The sequence below is a fragment of the Actinotalea caeni genome (assembly GCF_009733795.1).
Classification (GTDB): Bacteria; Actinomycetota; Actinomycetes; order Actinomycetales; family Beutenbergiaceae; genus Pseudactinotalea; species Pseudactinotalea caeni.
The window spans coordinates 71,484-88,453 of sequence record NZ_WNXX01000009.1 but is presented as its reverse complement, the minus strand read 5'-3'; the positions used below and the strand labels follow the sequence as shown (position 1 = coordinate 88,453).

Genomic DNA, 16,970 nt, shown 5'->3' with positions numbered 1-16,970 from the left:
CGGGAGGGTCAGCCCGCGATCGAGAGCACGTCGTCGATCATCAGCTGCGTCGTCGTGATGCCGCCGAAGACGATGTACCAGGCGACCGGGTCCAGGTAGACGATCTGGTCCTCCTGGTAGGCCGTGGTGCGGTGCACGATCTCGTTGTCGAGGACGGCCGCGGCGGCCTGCGCGCCCTCGGCGCCGGTGGCGGTGTCGCGGTCGACGACCCACAGGTAGTCGGGGTCGTGCTCGAGCAGGAACTCGAAGGTGACGGGCTCGCCGTGGGTGGCGGCCTCGACGTCCTCGACGACGGGCGTGACGCCGAAGACGTCGTAGATCAGCCCGCCGCGGGCGTTGCGCCCGGTGGCTTCGCCGTGCGTGGGCGCGAGCGCGCTGAGCTCGCCGCCGGAGACCATCAGGCCGAGACCGGTGCCGGCGTCCGCCGTGACGGCGCGCGCCTCCTCGATGCCGGCCTGCAGCTCCTCGAGCGCGGCCGCGGCCTCGTCCTGGGCGCCGAGCACCTCGCCGAGGAACGTCGTGTTGCGCTCGAGGGTCTCCTCGAACGTGCCGCTGATGCTGAGGTCGACGGTCGGCGCGATCGCGTTCAGGTCCTCCCACAGCCCGGCGGAGCGGCCGCCGATGACGATGAGGTCGGGCTGGTGCGCCTCGATCTCGAGGAGGTCGGCCTCGAACAGGGTGCCGGCGTTGAAGGCGTCGTCGGCCAGGTGCTCGCGCAGGTAGTCCGGCACCGACTCCAGCGGCGCGCCGGCGACCTCGCCACCCAGGGCGCCGATCGTGTCCAGGCTCGCCATGTCGAAGACGACGATGGTCTCCGGCTCGACCGGCACCTCGACGGTGGTCGGTTCGTAGACCGGGTCCTCGTCCTCACCGGCGACGTTGCGGTCCCACGAGAACGAGATGGTCTGCGCCCCGTCGGCAGGCGCGGGGTCGGCGGCGTCGGCCGAGCCGCAGGCGGCCAGCACGACCGCAGCTGCTGCCAGCGCCGAGACGGCGCCGAGCGGTCTGGTCACGGACATGGGTGTCTCCACAGGTGTGTGCGTCCCGGCGCGCGGGCACGCCGAAGCAGCGCGCCGCCGTCGGCTGACAAGCGCGCCGCGGCGCGGCGAGCGCACGGTCGAATCGTTCCGACCGCGATATGGCAAGGCTAACCTAACCTAATTCCGACAGCGCACCGAGCGCTCACGATGTGGACTGTCGTGACTCGCTCCACGAACGGCGTCGGGAGGGAGCGTCACCGGGTGGCGGGAACCACGCCGCGGTCGCACACGCCGACCGCCGTCGCACTCGCCGTCACCACCTCGACGTCATCGCGGTGGCCGCGCTCGGGGACCGTCGCGCGATGACACGCAACCGGTGCATCCGCGCGAACCGCATCGAGCGCCGCCGCTCTGCCGCGCCGCGCACGTCCGGGACCCCTGCACCGCTCGCACACGCCGACGCCGCCCGCGCCGGGGTCGGCGGGGCGGCGTCGGGGCCGGGTCGGGCCGCTACCAGGCGTAGGCCTCGGGGGCGGGCTTGCTGCCCTTGGGGAACGGCGCCGGGAAGAGCTCGTCGAGGCGGTCGAGGGTGGCGTCGTCGAGCTCGATCTCGAGGACGCGCAGCGACCCGGTGAGCTGCTCGATCGTGCGCGGGCCGATGATCGGCGCCGTCACGGCCGGGCGGGTGAGCAGCCACGCGAGCGCGACGTCGGCGGGCTGCTCGCCGAGCTCGGCGCACAGGTCCTCGTAGGCCTGCAGCACCTCGCGGTTCTTCTCGATGCCCTCGCTGTTCGCGGTCCCGCGGCCCTCGACGCCGTCGCGCTGCTTGGCGAGCACGCCGCCGAGCAGCCCGCCGGCCAGCGGCGACCACGGGATGACGCCGAGGCCGTGGTGCTCGGCCGCCGGCAGCGCCTCGAGCTCCACCCAGCGGGACATGAGGTTGTACAGCGACTGCTCGCTGACGAGTCCGAGCACGCCGGCGCTCGCCGCCGCGCCCTGGGCGGTCGCGATGTGCCAGCCGGCGAAGTTGGAGGAGCCGACGTAGAGGATCTTCCCCTGCTGCCGGAGCACGCTCATCGCCTCCCAGATCTCCTCCCACGGCGTGTCACGGTCGACGTGGTGCATCTGGTAGAGGTCGATGTAGTCGGTCTGCAGGCGCTGCAGCGAGGCGTCGACGGCGCGCCGGATGTTGAGCGCGGACAGCTTGCTCTCGTTGGGCCAGTCGCCCATCGCGCCGTAGAGCTTGGTCGCGAGCACGGTGCGCTCGCGGCGGCCACCGCCGGTGGCGAACCAGCGCCCGAGGATCTCCTCGGTCTCGCCGGGCTGCGTCCCGTAGCGGTTGGCGGTGTCGAAGAAGTTGAGGCCGTGCTCGTGGGCGGCGTCCATGATCGCGTGGCTGTCGGCCTCGCTGGTGCGCGGACCGAAGTTCATGGTGCCCAGGCACAGCGGGGCGACGAGCAGGCCGGTACGGCCGAGATGGCGGTAGTCCATGAACCGCAAACTAGTCCGCCACCTCGGCGCGCAACAGTCAGACCTGCTGCATCCGGAAGTCCAGCCGCCCGGGCAGCGGCTCGCCGGGGTGCACGAGCGCCCAGAGCGCGTCGAGCTCGCGACCGCCCTCCGCGAGGTCGGGCACCTCGAGGTCCTCCAGCAGCGCCGCGGCGCCGGCCCGGTCGCCGGTGGCGAGCAGGGCGTGCGCGCGCAGCAGCCGGCTGCGGCCGTGGTCGGCGACGTCGGCCGGCGCGGCGTCGAGCAGCGCGAGCGCAGCGAGCGCGTCCCCGATGTCCAGCAGGTGGGTCACCGCCTCGGTGAGCAGCAGCCTGTCGGCGGGACGCTGGGCGAGTGCGCGGGCGTACGCCTCGCGCGCGGCGTCGTCGTCGCCGCGCTCGACGGCGACCAGCGCGAGGCCGCGCACGGCGCCGATCGGGGCCTGCTCACGCCGTGCCTCGGCGAGCTCGACGGCGGCCGCGTACTCCTGCTCGGCGCGGACCGACTCACCGCGCACGTGGGCGTTGACGGCGCGCGCGTAGCGGCCCCACGGGTCCTCGTCGTAGCGGGCGTCGTCGTAGCGGGCCCGCCAACGGTCGGAGATGCCGGGGATGGTGTCCCCCGCCTCGTCGGGCAGCGCAGCGTCCGGGAACGGGATCGCGGTGACCGGCACCGGCGGCTGCTCGCCGGCGGCGGTGCGCAGGTCGAGCTCGGCGCGGCCCCAGCCGGAGGCGACGTGCAGGATCTCGGCCGGGGCGGCGTCCGCGCCCTCGGCCAGCCAGCGCGCGTGCCGCTCGGTGACGTCGGCGGGGACGGCCGCGGCGTGCACGGCGTCACGGACCGCGGCGGCGGCCTCGGGGAACGGGGCCGCGGCGGCCTCCGGCGTCACCTCGACGCCCCCGAACACCTCGGTCCAGCTCACCTGCGCGTGCCCGTCGATGACGTCGTGCTCCATCTGGGTGGTGCACCACCCGGCCTGGATCTCGGCGTACCGGGCGCCGGGGCCGCACAGCCACTCCTGCCAGCGGTCGCCGCCGGGGCCGGTGCCCCACAGGAACAGCTTGCGGCCGCGCAGCTCGTCGGTGCCGGTCTGCGCGAAGCCGCGACCGTCGGGCTCGACCGCGGCGACGAAGCGCCCGGGCGGGTCCGACTCGAAGAAGTAGTCGCGCGCGTGGTCGGCGACCGAGGGGTAGCTGATGTCGACGTCGGGGCTGTCGGGGTGCGGTACCTGCACGCGCGTGAGGCGACCCGAGTAGTCGGTGCGCCACGCCGTCCGGGCCTCGCTGAGGACGCGGGTGCGGGGCGTCTCGGTGACGGCGATGTTCGTCCAGTAGTAGAGCGGCTTGGGCTCGGGGTCGGGGTTGACGACGCGCGTGTGCGCGACGAGGCGGTCGCCGTCGAGCTCGAGGTCGATCTGGATGACGAGGTCGCGCGTGCGCTCCCACTCCCACAGCCGCAGCCCGGCGCCGGTGGGGGTCTCGGTGCGGGCGGCGTGCAACGACCGCGAGGACAGCGTCCAGTGCCCGGTCGAGCCGACGTTCCACTCGATGCCGCCGGCGAACCAGCCGTCGGTGAGACCGAAGTTCGCGAACCGCAGCCGCGGGTTGACGAACAGCAGCTCGCGCTCGCGGGAGCGGTCGTAGAGCGACCAGACCCGGCCGCCGAGGGTCGGCAGCACCGTCGCGGTGAGGATCCCGTTGTCGAGCACGAGGGCGGGGAGCTCGACGTCGTCGTCCGCCCGGGTGTAGTCGCTGAGACGCGCGTAGGGCAGCGGCGTGCCGAGGCGGCCGTGCGCGACGCGTGCCGCCATGTCGTCGTCCATGCCCTCGACCATGACCGGCGGCAGGGCGTGCAGGGACGTGATGGCGGGGAGCGGACTCTCGGGGCCCGGGAGGGAGCCGACGAGCTGCAGCGTCGTCGCCTGCAGCCTCGTGGTGGAGGTGGTCTCGACCATGGGTGCGCAGAGCCCTTTCTCGATGTCGAACCGCGCGATGAGCGCACATCATGGCGCATAACCTGACGGCGTCAGGCAGGCGCGTCCACGGCGGTGTCGAGGGGAACCGGACAGCCTGTCGAGAACGGCTCGGCTCGCGCGTCATGGTGGTAGCGGCGCACCGGCCGCCGGACCGAGGAGAGACGATGACCGAGTACCTCATCTACTTCAACCAGCAGTGGGTCGGGGACCACAGCGCGGAGTGGTTCGCGAGCCGTGCGCCACTGGCGCACGCGGTCGTGCAGGACATGAAGGACGCGGGTGTGCTGGTGTTCGGGGGCGGCCTGGAGGAGGACATCGACACCGCGGTCAGCGTCGACACCACGAGCGGCACGCCGGTGTTCACCGACGGCCCCTACACCGAGGCCGCGGAGTTCCTCGGCGGCTTCGTCGCCGTCGACGTACCGGACGAGGCCGCCGCGCGCGCCTGGGCCGCGCGTGTCGCGGAGGCGTGCGGCTGGCCGCAGACGGTGCGCAGGTTCCAGCCCGGGTCGTTGCGGGGCTGAGCCTGTCAGGGACTCAGTCGAGCTCGCGCAGCGCCTCCTCGACGCGCTCGACCTTGGCGGTGAGCTGGCCGGTCCGGCCCGGTCGGACGTCCGCCTTGAGCACGAGGCTGACGCGCGGCGAGACCTCGGCGACGGCGTCGACCGCCCGCTTGACGACGTCCATCACCTCGTCCCACTCGCCCTCGACCGTGGTGAACATCGACGTGGTCTCGTTCGGCAGGCCGGAGTCGCGGACCACCTTGACGGCGCGAGCGACGGCCTCGGTGACGCTGCCGGACGGGTCGGACGTGACGGGGGCGATGCTGAACGCGGCGAGCATGCACGCAGCGTGCCGCAGCGTGCCACAGGGTGCCCTACGGTGGGCCCGTGCGCATCCGTCGACGGCTCTCCGACCTCTACTGGAGGTTCAGCCGGTGGACGCCCGAGGCCGAGCCGCTGCCGGCCCGCAGCGTGCTCATCGGCGCGCCGCACACCTCCAACTGGGACTTCGTGCTCATGGTGATGGTGAGCTGGCACGTCGGGGTCCCGTTCCGGTTCCTCGCGAAGCGGTCGGTGTTCTGGGAGCCGCTCGGCTCGCTCATGCGCGCGCTCGGCGGCATCCCCGTCGACCGCGGCCAGGAGTCGGGCCTCACCCGCCGGCTCGTGGCGATGGCCGAGGCGGGGGAGCACTTCGTCGTCGTCATCACGCCCGAGGCCACGCGCGGCAAGGTCGAGCACTGGAAGTCCGGGTTCTACCGGATCGCGCGCGACGCCGGGCTGCCGGTGTCGCTCGGCTTCCTCGACCGCGACCGGATGACGTGCGGCATCGGCCCCACGATCGAGCTGACCGGCGACGTCGCCGCCGACATGGACCGCATCCGCGACTTCTACCGCGGCAAGCGCGGGGTGCGGCCCGGCCTGGAGTCCGAGCCGCGGCTGCGGGACGAGTCCGGCAGCCCCTGACGAGCCGACCTCACATCGGGGTGCGCCCCGACGTCTGCGGGGTGTGATGAGCGAACCGTTCGAGCACGTGGTCCGCAGCCACGGCCGCACCGTGCTGCGTGTCTGCCGCGCGATCGTCGGCCCGCACGACGCCGACGACGCGTGGTCGGAGACGTTCCTCGCCGCGATGCGCGCCTACCCGGACCTGCCCGCCGACGCCAACGTCGAGGCGTGGCTCGTGCGGATCGCGCAGCGCAAGGCGATCGACGTGCACCGCACCAGGCGTCGCGCCCCGGTACCCACCGACGACCTGCCCGAGCGCGGCGGCGCGGCCGAGGCACCGGCGTTCGCGGGGTGGCAACGGGACCTGTGGGAGGACCTGGCGCAGCTGCCCGACAAGCAGCGCGCCGCCGTCGTCTACCACCACGTCGCCGGCCTCCCGCACGCGGAGGTGGCGGCCCTGCTCGGCGGCACACCGGCGGCGGCGCGACGCGCCTCCGCCGACGGCATCGCGGCACTCCGACGGATCAAGGAGCAGACGGCATGACCGAGGACCTGCGCACCCACCTGGACCTGGCCGACGACGACGCCCGGCTCGCGGGACTGGCCGACCGGCTCGGCCGCGCGGCCGAGGCCGAGGGACTGCTCGACGTCGCCTACCGCACGGTCGACTCCCCGCTCGGGCGGCTGCTGCTGGCCGCCACCCCGCGAGGGCTCGTGCGGGTGGCCTTCGAGACCGAGACCGAGGACGCGGTGCTGACCGAGCTCGCGACCGGCGTCAGCCCGCGCGTGCTGCGGGCACCCGCGCGGCTCGACGGCGTGGCGCGCCAGCTCGAGGAGTACCTCGCCGGCCGACGGCGCGAGTTCGACGTCTCGATCGACCTCACGCTGGCCCGCGGGTTCCGCCGCGAGGTCGTGACGCTGCTGCCCCGGATCGCCTACGGCACCACCGCGAGCTACCGCGAGGTCGCCACCATGGCCGGGCGCCCGGGCGCGACCCGCGCGGTGGGGACGGCGTGCGCACGCAACCCCGTCCCGCTCGTGGTCCCGTGCCACCGGGTCGTGCGCGCCGACGGCACGATCGGCGCCTACCGCGGCGGGCACGACGCCAAGGTCGCGCTGCTCGAGCTGGAGCGCGCCGCGGCCTGAGCGGACGGCAAAGCGCTCGCGCTCACAGGCCCCAGGCGCGAGGATGCCGGGATGGCGAGCCTGCGCGACGTCGTGACCGACTGCGAGCACCCCGCGTCGCTGGCGCGGTTCTGGGCGCAGGTGCTCGACGGCTACGAGGTCGCCCCCTACGACGAGGACGAGCTGGCGCGGCTGCGCGAGGCGGGGATCGACGACGTCGAGGACGACCCGTCCGTGCTCGTGCAGCCGGTCGGCGACGCCCCCGGGGTGCGCTTCTGGTTCCAGAAGGTGCCTGAGCGAAAGGTCGTCAAGAACCGGGTGCACGTCGACCTCACGGCCGCCGACCCGCCCGCGGAGGTGGCACGGCTGCGCGGGCTCGGTGCGAGCGTCGTCGCCGAGCACGAGGGTCTCGTCGTGCTCGCCGACCCCGAGGGCAACGAGTTCTGCCTGCTCCGCTGACGGCGGTGGCCGACAACGGGAGGCAATCGGTTGCCGTCCACGCGCGGCACCGGGCACGCTGACCTCGCGCCGGGACCGGCGCGGCACCTGAGTCGAGGAGGAACGGCGTCGTGAAGATCGAGCGTGCCGAGGTCATCGTCACCAGCCCGAACCGGAACTTCGTCACCCTGCGGCTGCAGACCGACGACGGCCTCGTGGGGCTCGGCGACGCGACGCTCAACGGGCGCGAGCTCGCCGTGGTCGCCTACCTCAAGGAGCACGTCGTCCCGCTGCTGCTCGGGACGGACGCGAGCCGCATCGAGGACACCTGGCAGTTCCTCTACCGGGGTGCGTACTGGCGGCGCGGCCCGGTGACGATGGCGGCGATCGCCGCCGTCGACATGGCCCTGTGGGACATCAAGGGCAAGGCCGCGAACATGCCGGTCTACCAGCTGCTGGGCGGCGCGAGCCGCGACGGCCTGATGGCCTACGGGCACGCCTCCGGTCCGGACCTGCCCTCGCTGTTCGACTCGATCCGCGAGCACCAGGAGATGGGCTACCGCTCGATCCGTGTGCAGACCGGCGTCCCCGGCCTGCGCGCGATCTACGGCATCGCCGCCCAGTCGGCGCTCGACGGCGGCGAGGAGCGCTACGACCACGAGCCGGCCCGTCGCGGCGCGTACCCGACCCAGGAGGACTGGGACACCCGCGCCTACCTGCGCCACCTGCCCACCGTGTTCGAGGCGGTCCGCAACGAGTTCGGCCCGAGCATGCCGCTGCTCCACGACGGGCACCACCGCATGACGCCGATCCAGGCGGCCAAGCTCGGCAAGGCGCTCGAGCCCTACGACCTGTTCTGGCTGGAGGACTGCACACCCGCCGAGAACCAGGAGGCGCTGCGGCTGGTGCGCCAGCACACGACCACCCCGCTCGCGATCGGCGAGGTGTTCAACACGATCTGGGACTTCCAGACGCTCATCACCGAGCAGCTCATCGACTACGTGCGCGCCGCGTCGACGCACTTCGGCGGCATCTCGCCGCTCAAGAAGGTCATGGACTTCGCGGCCCAGTACCAGATCAAGTCCGGCTGCCACGGGCCGACCGACATCTCGCCGGTGGGCTTCGCCGCCCAGCTGCACGTGGGGCTGGCGATCCACAACTTCGGCATCCAGGAGTACATGCCGCACGGCGCCCGCACCAACGCCACGTTCAAGCAGTCGATGACGTTCGAGAACGGGATGCTGCACCCGGGCGACAACCCGGGCCTCGGCGTCGAGCTCGACGTCGACGAGGCGGGCAAGTACCCCTACGAGCAGGCGTACCTGCCGTTCAACCGGCTCGCGGACGGCACCATCCACGACTGGTGAGGGCTCAGCGCCCCGCCCACTCCTCGCGCAGCACCCCGAGCACGACGGCGTCGTGCACGCCGCCGGCCCACCGGCGTGCCTTGCGCATCCGGCCCTCCTCGACGAACCCGGCCCGCGTCGCGGTCGCGATCATCGCGGGGTTGCCGGAGTAGGTCGCGAGGTCGAGCCGGAGCGCGTCGGTCGTGTCGAACAGGTAGCTGGTCCACAGGCTGAGCGCCTCGCCGCCCAGCCCCTGACCCCAGACCGTCTCGTCCCACAGCACGATCTCCAGCCTGCGCCAGTCGGTCTCCTCGCTCTCCCAGTACCAGGAGACGATGCCGACGAGCAGGTCGTCGGAGCGTCGGACGACGGCGAGGGTGTCGCGCGGGTCCGGCAGCATCTCCTGCTCAGCGCGATCGAGGAGACGACGGCGCATGCCGTCGAGGTCCTGCGCCGTCGGGCGGGCGAAGTAGGGACCGTTCGTGTCGTGCCAGGGCCGCTCGGGCACCAGCAGCTCCGACAGCCGCCCGGCGTCGTCGCTGCGCCAGTCGCGCAGCGTGACCCGCTCCCCGTCCAGCCTCACGAGCGGGCATGCTACGCGAGGCGGTCGGCTGCCCAGCGGCGTCGCGGCGCCGTCAGGAGGCGAGCGGGGTCGCCTCCTCGGCGCGACGCGCGTCACGACCCTCGGGGCGCGCCGGGGCCAGGCGCTGAAGGACGTGCCCACCCAGCCGGTCGAGGACCGTCAGGTCGGAGACGTCGAGACCCTCGAGCAGCTGCCGCACGTGGCGGTCGTGGACCGGCGCGGCCACGCGGACGCGGTCCAGCCCCGTCGGGGTGAGCACCGCCTCGGTGACCCGGCGGTCGGTCAGCGAGGTCTCGCGGCGCACGAGGCCCTGCGCCTCGAGACGCCGGATCACGTGCGAGACCCGCGACAGCGAGCCGTGGGTGCGGTGCGCGAGCGTGCTCATGCTGAGCGTGCGGCCCTCGGCAGCGGCGAGCGCAGCGAGCGCGGTGTACTCGAAGTACGTGAGGTTCGCCGCGCGCCCCAGCGCGGCGTCGAGCACTGCGGGCAGCGTCGTCAGCAGCCCGGTGATCGTGCTCCAGGCGTGCTGCTCCTCGGGCAACAACGTGTCGGTGTCCGCCACATCCCCTCCTCGGCGGTCGTCGAGTGGCTCTCGGCCGCCGTCAGCGTACGAGCGCCGACGGGCGCGACCTCGTCCTCCCCACGTGTGGTCGTGGGTGGTGCCCCCCTCCGGGGAGGGTGAGGAGGGGGCGGGGCGGGCGGCGAGCGCGCGCCGGGGCCGGGTCAGGTGCGGGGCGGCAGGTCCAGCTGGCTGAGGCGCGTGTAGGCGCCGCTCAGGTGGTCGGCCGTCGCCTGCCGGGCACGCAGCGGGTCGCCGCTGCACAGGGCGTCGCGCAGCTCCTTGTGCTCGGGGAACCCGACGGTGGGGAAGTCGGGGAAGTTGACGTTGCGCGTGTAGAGGAAGAACGACACCTGGCTGCGGATCGACTGCCACACCCGCGCCAGCCGGAGGTGGTCGGCCGCCTCGTAGATGACGTCGTGGAAGGACAGGTCGAGCCGCACCGCCTCCTGCGGCTGGACGGAGCCGGAGGTCACCTTCATCGCCTCGAGGATGTCGTCGAACCGGGCGATGTGCTCGGCGGTGAGCCGCGTGGCGGCCCGCTCGGCGGCCAGCACCTCGATCGCCTCGCGCAGCGTGTGGACCTCCTCGACGTCGTCGGAGGTCAGCACGGAGACGAACGCGCCGCGGTGCCGGCGGATCTCGATCTGGCCCTCGGCCTGCAGGGTCAGCAGCGCCTCGCGGACCGGGCCCCGGCTCACCTGCAGGTCCTCGGCGAGCTCGGGCTCGGCGAGGTGGTCGCCCGGTTGCAGCACGCCGGTGGCGAGGCGCTCGCGCAGCACCTCGAGCACGTAGTCGGCGAGCGACGTGCGCGGCGGGCCGTTCCTGGTGCCGTTGGAGTCCATGGTGCCCTTCCTCGGGTCTCCTGATCGGTGAGCCAGAGATGCATCTCCCGCCCGACGTCGCGCTCAGTGTAGCCATCGATGTCCAGACAGCAGACATTTGACTTCAGACTGTTGACAGTTTGCAGATGGTTGTGCCACCTTGTCGGCCACACCCACCCAGCACGATCAGCGACGCCCTCGAAGGAGAGGATCCACGTGGCTTCCACGTCCGTGAACCCCGGCATCTCGACCGACCGCAACGCGCCCTTCCCGCACGCCGCCCCGAGCGACCCGGACGCGCCGCACGTGCGCACCGCGCGCGTGCAGGTCGATGCCGCGGGCGACCGCGGCCCGCTCGCCCGCATCTGGGAGAGCGTCGGGTTCGACGAGATCAACTGGACCTACACGCCCACCGGTCGGGGGCTGCTGCGGACCTTCGGCGAGATGACGGAGACCGGCTTCCACATCCGGCCGCACTACGTGTTCTGCTCGGGCAACGGGTTCGGCATCCCGCACTGGGGCAACGGCAACGTCTACCACGAGGACGCCGACGGCAACCCGTACTACGACTTCACGATCGTCGACCAGGTCTACGACGCGATCGTCGAGGCCGGCCACCACGTGCTGGTCGAGCTGGCGTTCACGCCGCGCGACCTGCTCCCCGACGAGGCCGCCGAGTTCGAGGTGCCGGCCAGCCCCACGCTGTACTCGGCCTACGAGCACGGCTCCTGGGCGTACCCGCCCAGGGACTACGACAAGTGGGGCGGCCTGGTGGCGGCCCTCGTCCAGCACAGCGTCGAGCGCTACGGGCTGGAGGAGGTCCGCACCTGGCTCTGGGAGCTGTGGAACGAGCCGGACATCTACTACTGGCGCGGCACCCCGGAGCAGTTCTTCGAGCTGTACTCGGTGACGGCGCGCGCGGTGCGCTCGGTGATCCCCGACGCCAAGGTCGGCGGCCCCGCCGTCACCGGCGGCGGCCACGAGTTCATGCGTGGGTTCCTCGCGCACACGCTCGAGCACGACGACCCGATCGACTTCGTGTCGTTCCACACCAAGGGCTCGGCGTTCCGGCCCTGGCGCGTCTACGGCCCGACCGGCGGCGAGGCGCCCGAGAAGCAGAGCCCGTCGGCGCACAAGATGCTGTTCGAGATCCGACGGCTGCTGCGGGTCGTCGAGGAGTTCGAGCCGTACCACGACCTGCCCGCGATCGTCGACGAGTGCGACGCCGGTGTGCCGGCGCACTACTCCTTCTACGACAACGCCAACTTCGTGTTCCAGAACACCGAGTACTACCCGGTGTTCCAGGTCAAGCTCATGAAGAAGCTGCTCGACCTCAACGAGATCCAGACCGTGCAGGTCGAGCAGGCGACGTCGTGGAGCTGGTACTTCGAGGGCGAGCGCTACTTCGAGGGCACGCGCGCCTTCCTCACCGCGGGCGGCATCGAGAAGCCGCTCCTCAACGCCTATCGTGCGCTCGCGCAGCTCGGCTCCACCCGCATCGAGGCGACGTCGGACGCCGCCCACCCGGTGACCGCGCTCGACCAGGCGATCGAGACCGGCGCCAGCATGCCCGAGGAGGTCGACGTGCTCGCGGCCAAGGACGACGACGGCCGGGTCGCCGTCCTCGTCTGGCGGCACACCGACGACCAGTACCAGACCGACGACGTCGACACCTCGGTCCAGGTGACCGTCACCGGGCTGGCCGACGGCGAGCACGTGCTGCGGCACCACCGCATCGACGCCGACCACAGCAACGCCCACACGGTGTGGCGCTCGCTCGGGTCGCCCCAGGTGCCCACCGAGGAGCAGGTCGCGCAGATCAAGGCGCGTCAGGGCCTCGAGGAGCTCGAGCCCGAGCGCCGCGTGCAGGTCAGCGGCGGCACGCTCGAGCTGACGGTCGAGCTCCCGCTGCCGGCGGTGTCGCTGCTCACGCTGGAGCGCGCCTGATGGCACACCTGACCAGCCTGGAGCGGACCGTGACGCTGCGCGGCGGCGTCGAGATCCCGCAGCTCGGGCTCGGCGTGTTCCAGGTGCCACCCGACGAGGCGCAGCGGGTGGTCGAGGACGCGCTCGAGGTCGGCTACCGGCACGTCGACACCGCGGCCGCCTACGTCAACGAGTCCGGCGTGGGGGCGGCGCTGCGTGCGTCGGGCCTGCCGCGCGAGCGGGTCTTCGTCACCAGCAAGCTGCGCAACGGCGACCAGGGGTACGACGCGGCGCTGCGCGCCTACGACGACACCCTCGCGCGGATGGGGCTCGACACCCTCGACCTCTACCTCATCCACTGGCCGAACCCGGCCGCAGGGCTGTGGCAGGACAGCTGGCGTGCGCTCGAGCGGCTGCTCGACGAAGGGCGGGTCCGCGCGATCGGCGTCTCGAACTTCCGCGTCGAGCACCTGCAGGAGCTGACGTCGTTCGCCACGCACGTGCCGGCGGTCAACCAGATCGAGGTGCACCCGGCGTTCCAGCAGCGCGACGTCGCGGCGGAGTGCGCACGGCTCGGTGTCGTCGTCGAGGCGTACTCCCCGCTGGGGCAGGGCGCCGCGCTCGACGACCCGGTGGTGACCGGCATCGCCGAGGGCCACGGGATCACGCCGGCTCAGGTGGTGCTCGCCTGGCACGTGCAGCAGGGCCGTGTCGTCATTCCGAAGACGACGTCGCGCGAGCGCATGGTCGCCAACGCCGACATCGCGGAGGTGCGCCTGACCGACGAGGAGGTCGCCGCCGTCGACGCGCTCGAGAGCGGCCGTCGCCTCGGCAACGACCCACGCACCTTCGCGCTGTCCCAGATCCGCTGACGGAGGAGGACTCGATGGCGAGCGCATCCCTCATCGCCGACGCGGTGGACGAGCCGACGACGCGAGCGCGTCGTGCGGCCGGCCCCGCCGCGCGCGGCAGCCGTCCGGGCCACCGCGCCCGGGAGCGCCGCAGGAACCTGTGGATCTACGCGTTCCTGCTGCCGACCTTCGTGCTGTACGGCATGTACACGCTCTACCCGATGGTCGCGAGCTACTGGTACTCGCTCGTGGAGTGGAACGGCTTCACCGCCGACCAGCGGTTCGTCGGGCTGGCGAACTACGAGAAGGTTCTCGCCGACCCGCAGTTCTGGTCGTCGGTGAAGGTCACGATGCTCTTCATGCTCGTGGTGGCACCGCTGCGCGTCTTCGGTGCGTTCGCGCTCGCGATCCTGCTGAACTCGCCGCGGCTGCCCTTCACCGGGTTCTTCCGCACGGCGTTCTTCATCCCGGTCGTGACCACGACCGCGATCGTCGGCGTCGTCATGCGATTCATCTTCGACCCCGCCAGCGGACCGGTGGCCGGCGTCCTCTCGCTGCTGGGTCGCGGACCGGTGGACCTGCTCGGATCGACGGACACCGCGCTGGTCACCGCCGGGATCGTGTACGTCTGGAAGTTCTTCGGCATCACGCTGATCTACTGGCTCGCGGCGCTGCAGACGATCCCGCAGGACCTCTACGAGGCGGCCCGGATCGACGGCGCGGGGGGCTTCGGCCTGTTCCGTCACATCACGCTGCCGATGCTGATCCCGTTCCTGCTGATCATCTCGGTGCTGACGATCGAGGACTGCTTCCACGCGTTCGACCTCATGCAGACGATGACTGCGGGCGGTCCGTTCTTCAGCACCGAGATCGTCGAGATCTACATCTACCGGTGGGCGTTCGCAGCCACCATCCCCCAGCTCGGGTTCGCCTCCGCCGCTGCGGTCCTGTTCGGGCTGCTCGTGCTGGTCCTCGTGGTTGCCCAGGTCTGGGCGACGGTGGTCTCCCGGCGGCTGCGGGCACGGGCATGAGCGCGCTCACGACCAGGGCCACGAGCCCCCGCGACGTCACCCGCGGCACCGGCTCCGCGCGTCGCCGACGGCTGCGCTGGTGGCTCGCCGCCCTCGTGCTGCTCGCCGTCGCGTTCGTGTGGGTCTACCCGTTCCTGTGGATGGCCTCGGCCTCGCTGAAGACGTCCGCCGAGGTGTTCGGCGGCGGCCTCGGCCTGGTGCCCGAGGTGCTGCAGTGGGAGAACTACGCCCGCGCCTGGGACGACGGGAACTTCAAGGTCTACCTGCTCAACACCGTGATCGTCACGGTCGCGACGGTCGTGATCGTCGTCGTCCGGTGCGCGCTCGCCGGCTACGTGCTCGGCCGGTACCGGTTCCCCGGCTCCCGCCTCGTCATCGGCATCCTGGTGGCGACCCTGTTCGTGCCGACGGGCTACACGATCATCCCGATCGTCAAGCTGTCGCTCGAGCTCGGGCTGCTCGACAAGCACGGCGGCATGATCCTCGCGCTCGCGGGCGGCGCCAACGTGGCGTCGATCCTCATCTACGCGGGGTACTTCCGCGGTCTGCCGAACGAGCTCGAGGAGGCCGCGATCGTCGACGGCGCGGGCTTCGTCCGCACCTTCGCCCGGATCATGCTCCCGCTGTCGATGCCGGTCACCGCCACCGTCGCCATCCTCACGTTCCTGTTCACCTGGAACGCGTTCTTCCTGCCGCTGGTGTTCTCGTTCAGCAACCCGGCGCTGCGCACCGTCAGCGTCGGCATGCAGGCCTTCGTGGGCGAGAACTCCACCGACTGGCCTGGGATGGCCGCCGCCGGCGTCATCTCCATGGTGCCGATCGTCGCGCTGTACGCCTTCATGCAGCGGTACTTCGTCGAAGGCATCGCCGGCGCCGTCAAGTCCTGATCACGACACGACCCTGTCCCGTCACTCAACGAGGAGAACACCATGACCCGCATCAACCGCCGCGCCTTCATGGGCGGTGTCGGACTGGCCGGGCTCGCCGGCGTGCTCGCCGCCTGCGGCGAGAGCGCACCGCCCAGCACCGGTGGCGGAGCGGCCGTCGACGGCGGCGCCACCGGCGGCTCCGGCGGCACGCTCCGCTGGTGGCACCACTTCGGCGGTCTGCAGGACCTGCACGAGGAGTGGGCCGCCACGTACGGTCCCGAGCTCGGCGTCGACATCGAGATCACGTACAACGAGCCGAGCAAGGCGATCGAGGCGCTGCAGCTGGCGAACCAGAGCAACCAGCTGCCCGACATCTACACCCCGCTGATCGGGCTGCCGCTGCCCGCGCTCGTCGAGGCCGGCTGGATCCACGAGATCACGCTGTCCCAGGAGGCGATGTCGCGGCTGCCCGAGGGCTCGTTCGTCGAGGGTCTGACGATGCTCGACGGCAAGGTCTACGGCCTCCCGACCTTCAGCAGCAAGCAGTACGTCGGCCTCGTCTGGTACAACGCGCGCATCGCCGAGCAGGTCGGCTTCGAGCCGCCGAAGAGCTACGACGACCTGCTCGCCGCGCTCAAGGCGGTCGCCGACGACGGCACGTACGCCCCGATGACGATGGCGCTGGGCGCCGTCGGCCGCATGCGGGAGCAGATCGACGACATGGCGCAGGCGGCCGGCTTCCCCGGCTACCAGGGCCTGCGGTACGACACCGGCGAGTACGAGTACCACCACGACGGCTACCTGGCGGCGATCGAGCTCTACAAGGAGATCGCCGACCGCGGGTACCTGCTCCCGGGCACCAACGGGTTCCAGATCCCCGACGCGCGCGGCCGCTGGGCGGCCGGGGAGATCGCCTTCCACATGGACGGCCCGTACTCGCCGGGCGCGGTGCGAGCCCTCAACCCCGACATGCTGCCCGACATGGCGGTCGCGGGGATGATGACCCCCAACGGCGAGGAGGTCGTGGCCACGCGTGGCGCGCGCTACGCGGACTGGGTGCTCGGTGGCACCTCCGAGCTCGCCGAGCAGGCGAGCCAGCTGCTCGAGACGTTCCTGCAGGAGGACTACCAGCGCGCGCTCGCGGCGGGCATGGACCAGCCTCCGATCCGCACCGACGTCGTGGCCGACGCCGATGTCATCGAGCCCTACGCGTGGCTCGTCGAGGAGTTCGACAAGCGGGTGTTCCGTGCGCCGCAGGCGCTCGTGCGCAACGTCGAGGTCGCCAAGGTGCAGGCCAAGCAGACCCCGGTCTCGCCCGAGCTCGGCAACGTCATCCAGGGCTACGTGGGCGGCGAGATCAGCGACCTCCGCGCCGAGCTCGTCAAGCTCAGCGACGCGCACTCGAAGGCGCTGGACGAGGCCATCGAGGCCGCGGTCGCCGAGGGCGCCGACGTGAGCCGGTCGGACTGGGAGTTCCCCGACTGGCAGCGCGGCACCGACTACACGTACTGACGGAGACGAGAGGCG

18 protein-coding genes are annotated in these 16,970 nt (G+C 72.1%); 11 read left to right on the top strand and 7 right to left on the bottom strand.

What is annotated here, in order from left to right; all coding sequences use genetic code 11:
• Positions 1-8: 8 nt before the first annotated feature.
• The 3 genes from GPA02_RS09810 to GPA02_RS09800 all read right to left on the bottom strand — a co-directional run bounded on the left by GPA02_RS09810 (position 9) and on the right by GPA02_RS09800 (position 4,422).
• Positions 9-1,019, bottom strand: coding sequence for a siderophore ABC transporter substrate-binding protein (locus tag GPA02_RS09810; protein WP_204986563.1), 1,011 nt, complete (start codon positions 1,017-1,019; stop codon positions 9-11).
• A 471-nt stretch (positions 1,020-1,490) separates the two neighbouring features.
• Complete coding sequence (locus GPA02_RS09805; protein WP_156199743.1) at positions 1,491-2,471, bottom strand: aldo/keto reductase; 981 nt, start codon at positions 2,469-2,471, stop codon at positions 1,491-1,493.
• A gap of 37 nt (positions 2,472-2,508) precedes the next feature.
• A complete protein-coding gene (locus GPA02_RS09800) occupies positions 2,509-4,422 on the bottom strand; it encodes a DUF5107 domain-containing protein (protein WP_156199742.1) in 1,914 nt (637 codons plus the stop codon).
• A 185-nt stretch (positions 4,423-4,607) separates the two neighbouring features.
• Here GPA02_RS09800 and GPA02_RS09795 point away from each other — a divergent pair, with 185 nt between their 5' ends.
• Positions 4,608-4,967, top strand: coding sequence for a YciI family protein (locus tag GPA02_RS09795; RefSeq protein ID WP_156199741.1), 360 nt, complete (start codon positions 4,608-4,610; stop codon positions 4,965-4,967).
• Positions 4,968-4,980: 13 nt separating this feature from the next.
• Here GPA02_RS09795 and GPA02_RS09790 read toward each other — a convergent pair whose 3' ends face one another.
• The gene (locus GPA02_RS09790) at positions 4,981-5,286 is read right to left on the bottom strand and encodes an MTH1187 family thiamine-binding protein (protein WP_156199740.1); all 306 of its coding nucleotides are present in this window, start codon (positions 5,284-5,286) and stop codon (positions 4,981-4,983) included.
• Positions 5,287-5,333: 47 nt separating this feature from the next.
• On the opposite strand from GPA02_RS09790, the gene GPA02_RS09785 reads away from it, so the two are divergent.
• From GPA02_RS09785 to manD, 5 genes are all read left to right on the top strand, one after another.
• Positions 5,334-5,909: a 1-acyl-sn-glycerol-3-phosphate acyltransferase gene (locus GPA02_RS09785; protein WP_193567855.1), complete on the top strand. Its 576-nt coding sequence runs from the start codon at positions 5,334-5,336 to the stop codon at positions 5,907-5,909.
• A 46-nt stretch (positions 5,910-5,955) separates the two neighbouring features.
• Positions 5,956-6,435, top strand: a complete 480-nt coding sequence (locus GPA02_RS09780) for an RNA polymerase sigma factor (protein WP_156199739.1) — start codon at positions 5,956-5,958, stop codon at positions 6,433-6,435.
• On the top strand, positions 6,432-7,037 hold the full coding sequence (locus GPA02_RS09775; RefSeq protein WP_156199738.1) for a methylated-DNA--[protein]-cysteine S-methyltransferase: 606 nt from the start codon (positions 6,432-6,434) through the stop codon (positions 7,035-7,037). Before GPA02_RS09780 ends, GPA02_RS09775 begins: the two co-directional genes overlap by 4 nt.
• 51 nt (positions 7,038-7,088) lie before the next feature.
• On the top strand, positions 7,089-7,475 hold the full coding sequence (locus tag GPA02_RS09770; RefSeq protein WP_156199737.1) for a VOC family protein: 387 nt from the start codon (positions 7,089-7,091) through the stop codon (positions 7,473-7,475).
• A 110-nt stretch (positions 7,476-7,585) separates the two neighbouring features.
• On the top strand, positions 7,586-8,821 hold the full coding sequence (gene manD, locus GPA02_RS09765) for a D-mannonate dehydratase ManD (protein WP_156199736.1): 1,236 nt from the start codon (positions 7,586-7,588) through the stop codon (positions 8,819-8,821).
• Between the two features lie 4 nt (positions 8,822-8,825).
• On the opposite strand, the gene GPA02_RS09760 is transcribed toward manD, so the two are convergent.
• The 3 genes from GPA02_RS09760 to GPA02_RS09750 all read right to left on the bottom strand — a co-directional run bounded on the left by GPA02_RS09760 (position 8,826) and on the right by GPA02_RS09750 (position 10,787).
• A complete protein-coding gene (locus tag GPA02_RS09760; protein ID WP_162457742.1) occupies positions 8,826-9,383 on the bottom strand; it encodes a GNAT family N-acetyltransferase in 558 nt (185 codons plus the stop codon).
• Positions 9,384-9,435: 52 nt separating this feature from the next.
• Positions 9,436-9,945: a MarR family winged helix-turn-helix transcriptional regulator gene (locus GPA02_RS09755; protein ID WP_162457741.1), complete on the bottom strand. Its 510-nt coding sequence runs from the start codon at positions 9,943-9,945 to the stop codon at positions 9,436-9,438.
• Between the two features lie 161 nt (positions 9,946-10,106).
• On the bottom strand, positions 10,107-10,787 hold the full coding sequence (locus GPA02_RS09750; protein ID WP_156199733.1) for a GntR family transcriptional regulator: 681 nt from the start codon (positions 10,785-10,787) through the stop codon (positions 10,107-10,109).
• A gap of 195 nt (positions 10,788-10,982) precedes the next feature.
• Here GPA02_RS09750 and GPA02_RS09745 point away from each other — a divergent pair, with 195 nt between their 5' ends.
• Genes GPA02_RS09745 through GPA02_RS09725 form a run of 5 tightly spaced genes read left to right on the top strand, consistent with a single transcriptional unit; the run spans position 10,983 to position 16,955 of the window.
• Positions 10,983-12,713 (top strand): GH39 family glycosyl hydrolase, encoded by a 1,731-nt coding sequence (locus GPA02_RS09745; protein ID WP_240133976.1) that lies wholly within the window; start codon positions 10,983-10,985, stop codon positions 12,711-12,713.
• Positions 12,713-13,564: an aldo/keto reductase gene (locus GPA02_RS09740; RefSeq protein WP_156199731.1), complete on the top strand. Its 852-nt coding sequence runs from the start codon at positions 12,713-12,715 to the stop codon at positions 13,562-13,564. Before GPA02_RS09745 ends, GPA02_RS09740 begins: the two co-directional genes overlap by 1 nt.
• A 14-nt stretch (positions 13,565-13,578) precedes the next feature.
• Positions 13,579-14,574, top strand: a complete 996-nt coding sequence (locus tag GPA02_RS09735; protein WP_156199730.1) for a carbohydrate ABC transporter permease — start codon at positions 13,579-13,581, stop codon at positions 14,572-14,574.
• On the top strand, positions 14,571-15,461 hold the full coding sequence (locus GPA02_RS09730; RefSeq protein ID WP_240133975.1) for a carbohydrate ABC transporter permease: 891 nt from the start codon (positions 14,571-14,573) through the stop codon (positions 15,459-15,461). Before GPA02_RS09735 ends, GPA02_RS09730 begins: the two co-directional genes overlap by 4 nt.
• A 42-nt stretch (positions 15,462-15,503) precedes the next feature.
• Positions 15,504-16,955 carry an ABC transporter substrate-binding protein gene (locus tag GPA02_RS09725; protein ID WP_156199729.1) on the top strand — a complete coding sequence of 484 codons (1,452 nt, stop codon included), beginning with the start codon at positions 15,504-15,506 and terminating at the stop codon, positions 16,953-16,955.
• Positions 16,956-16,970 lie beyond the last annotated feature (15 nt).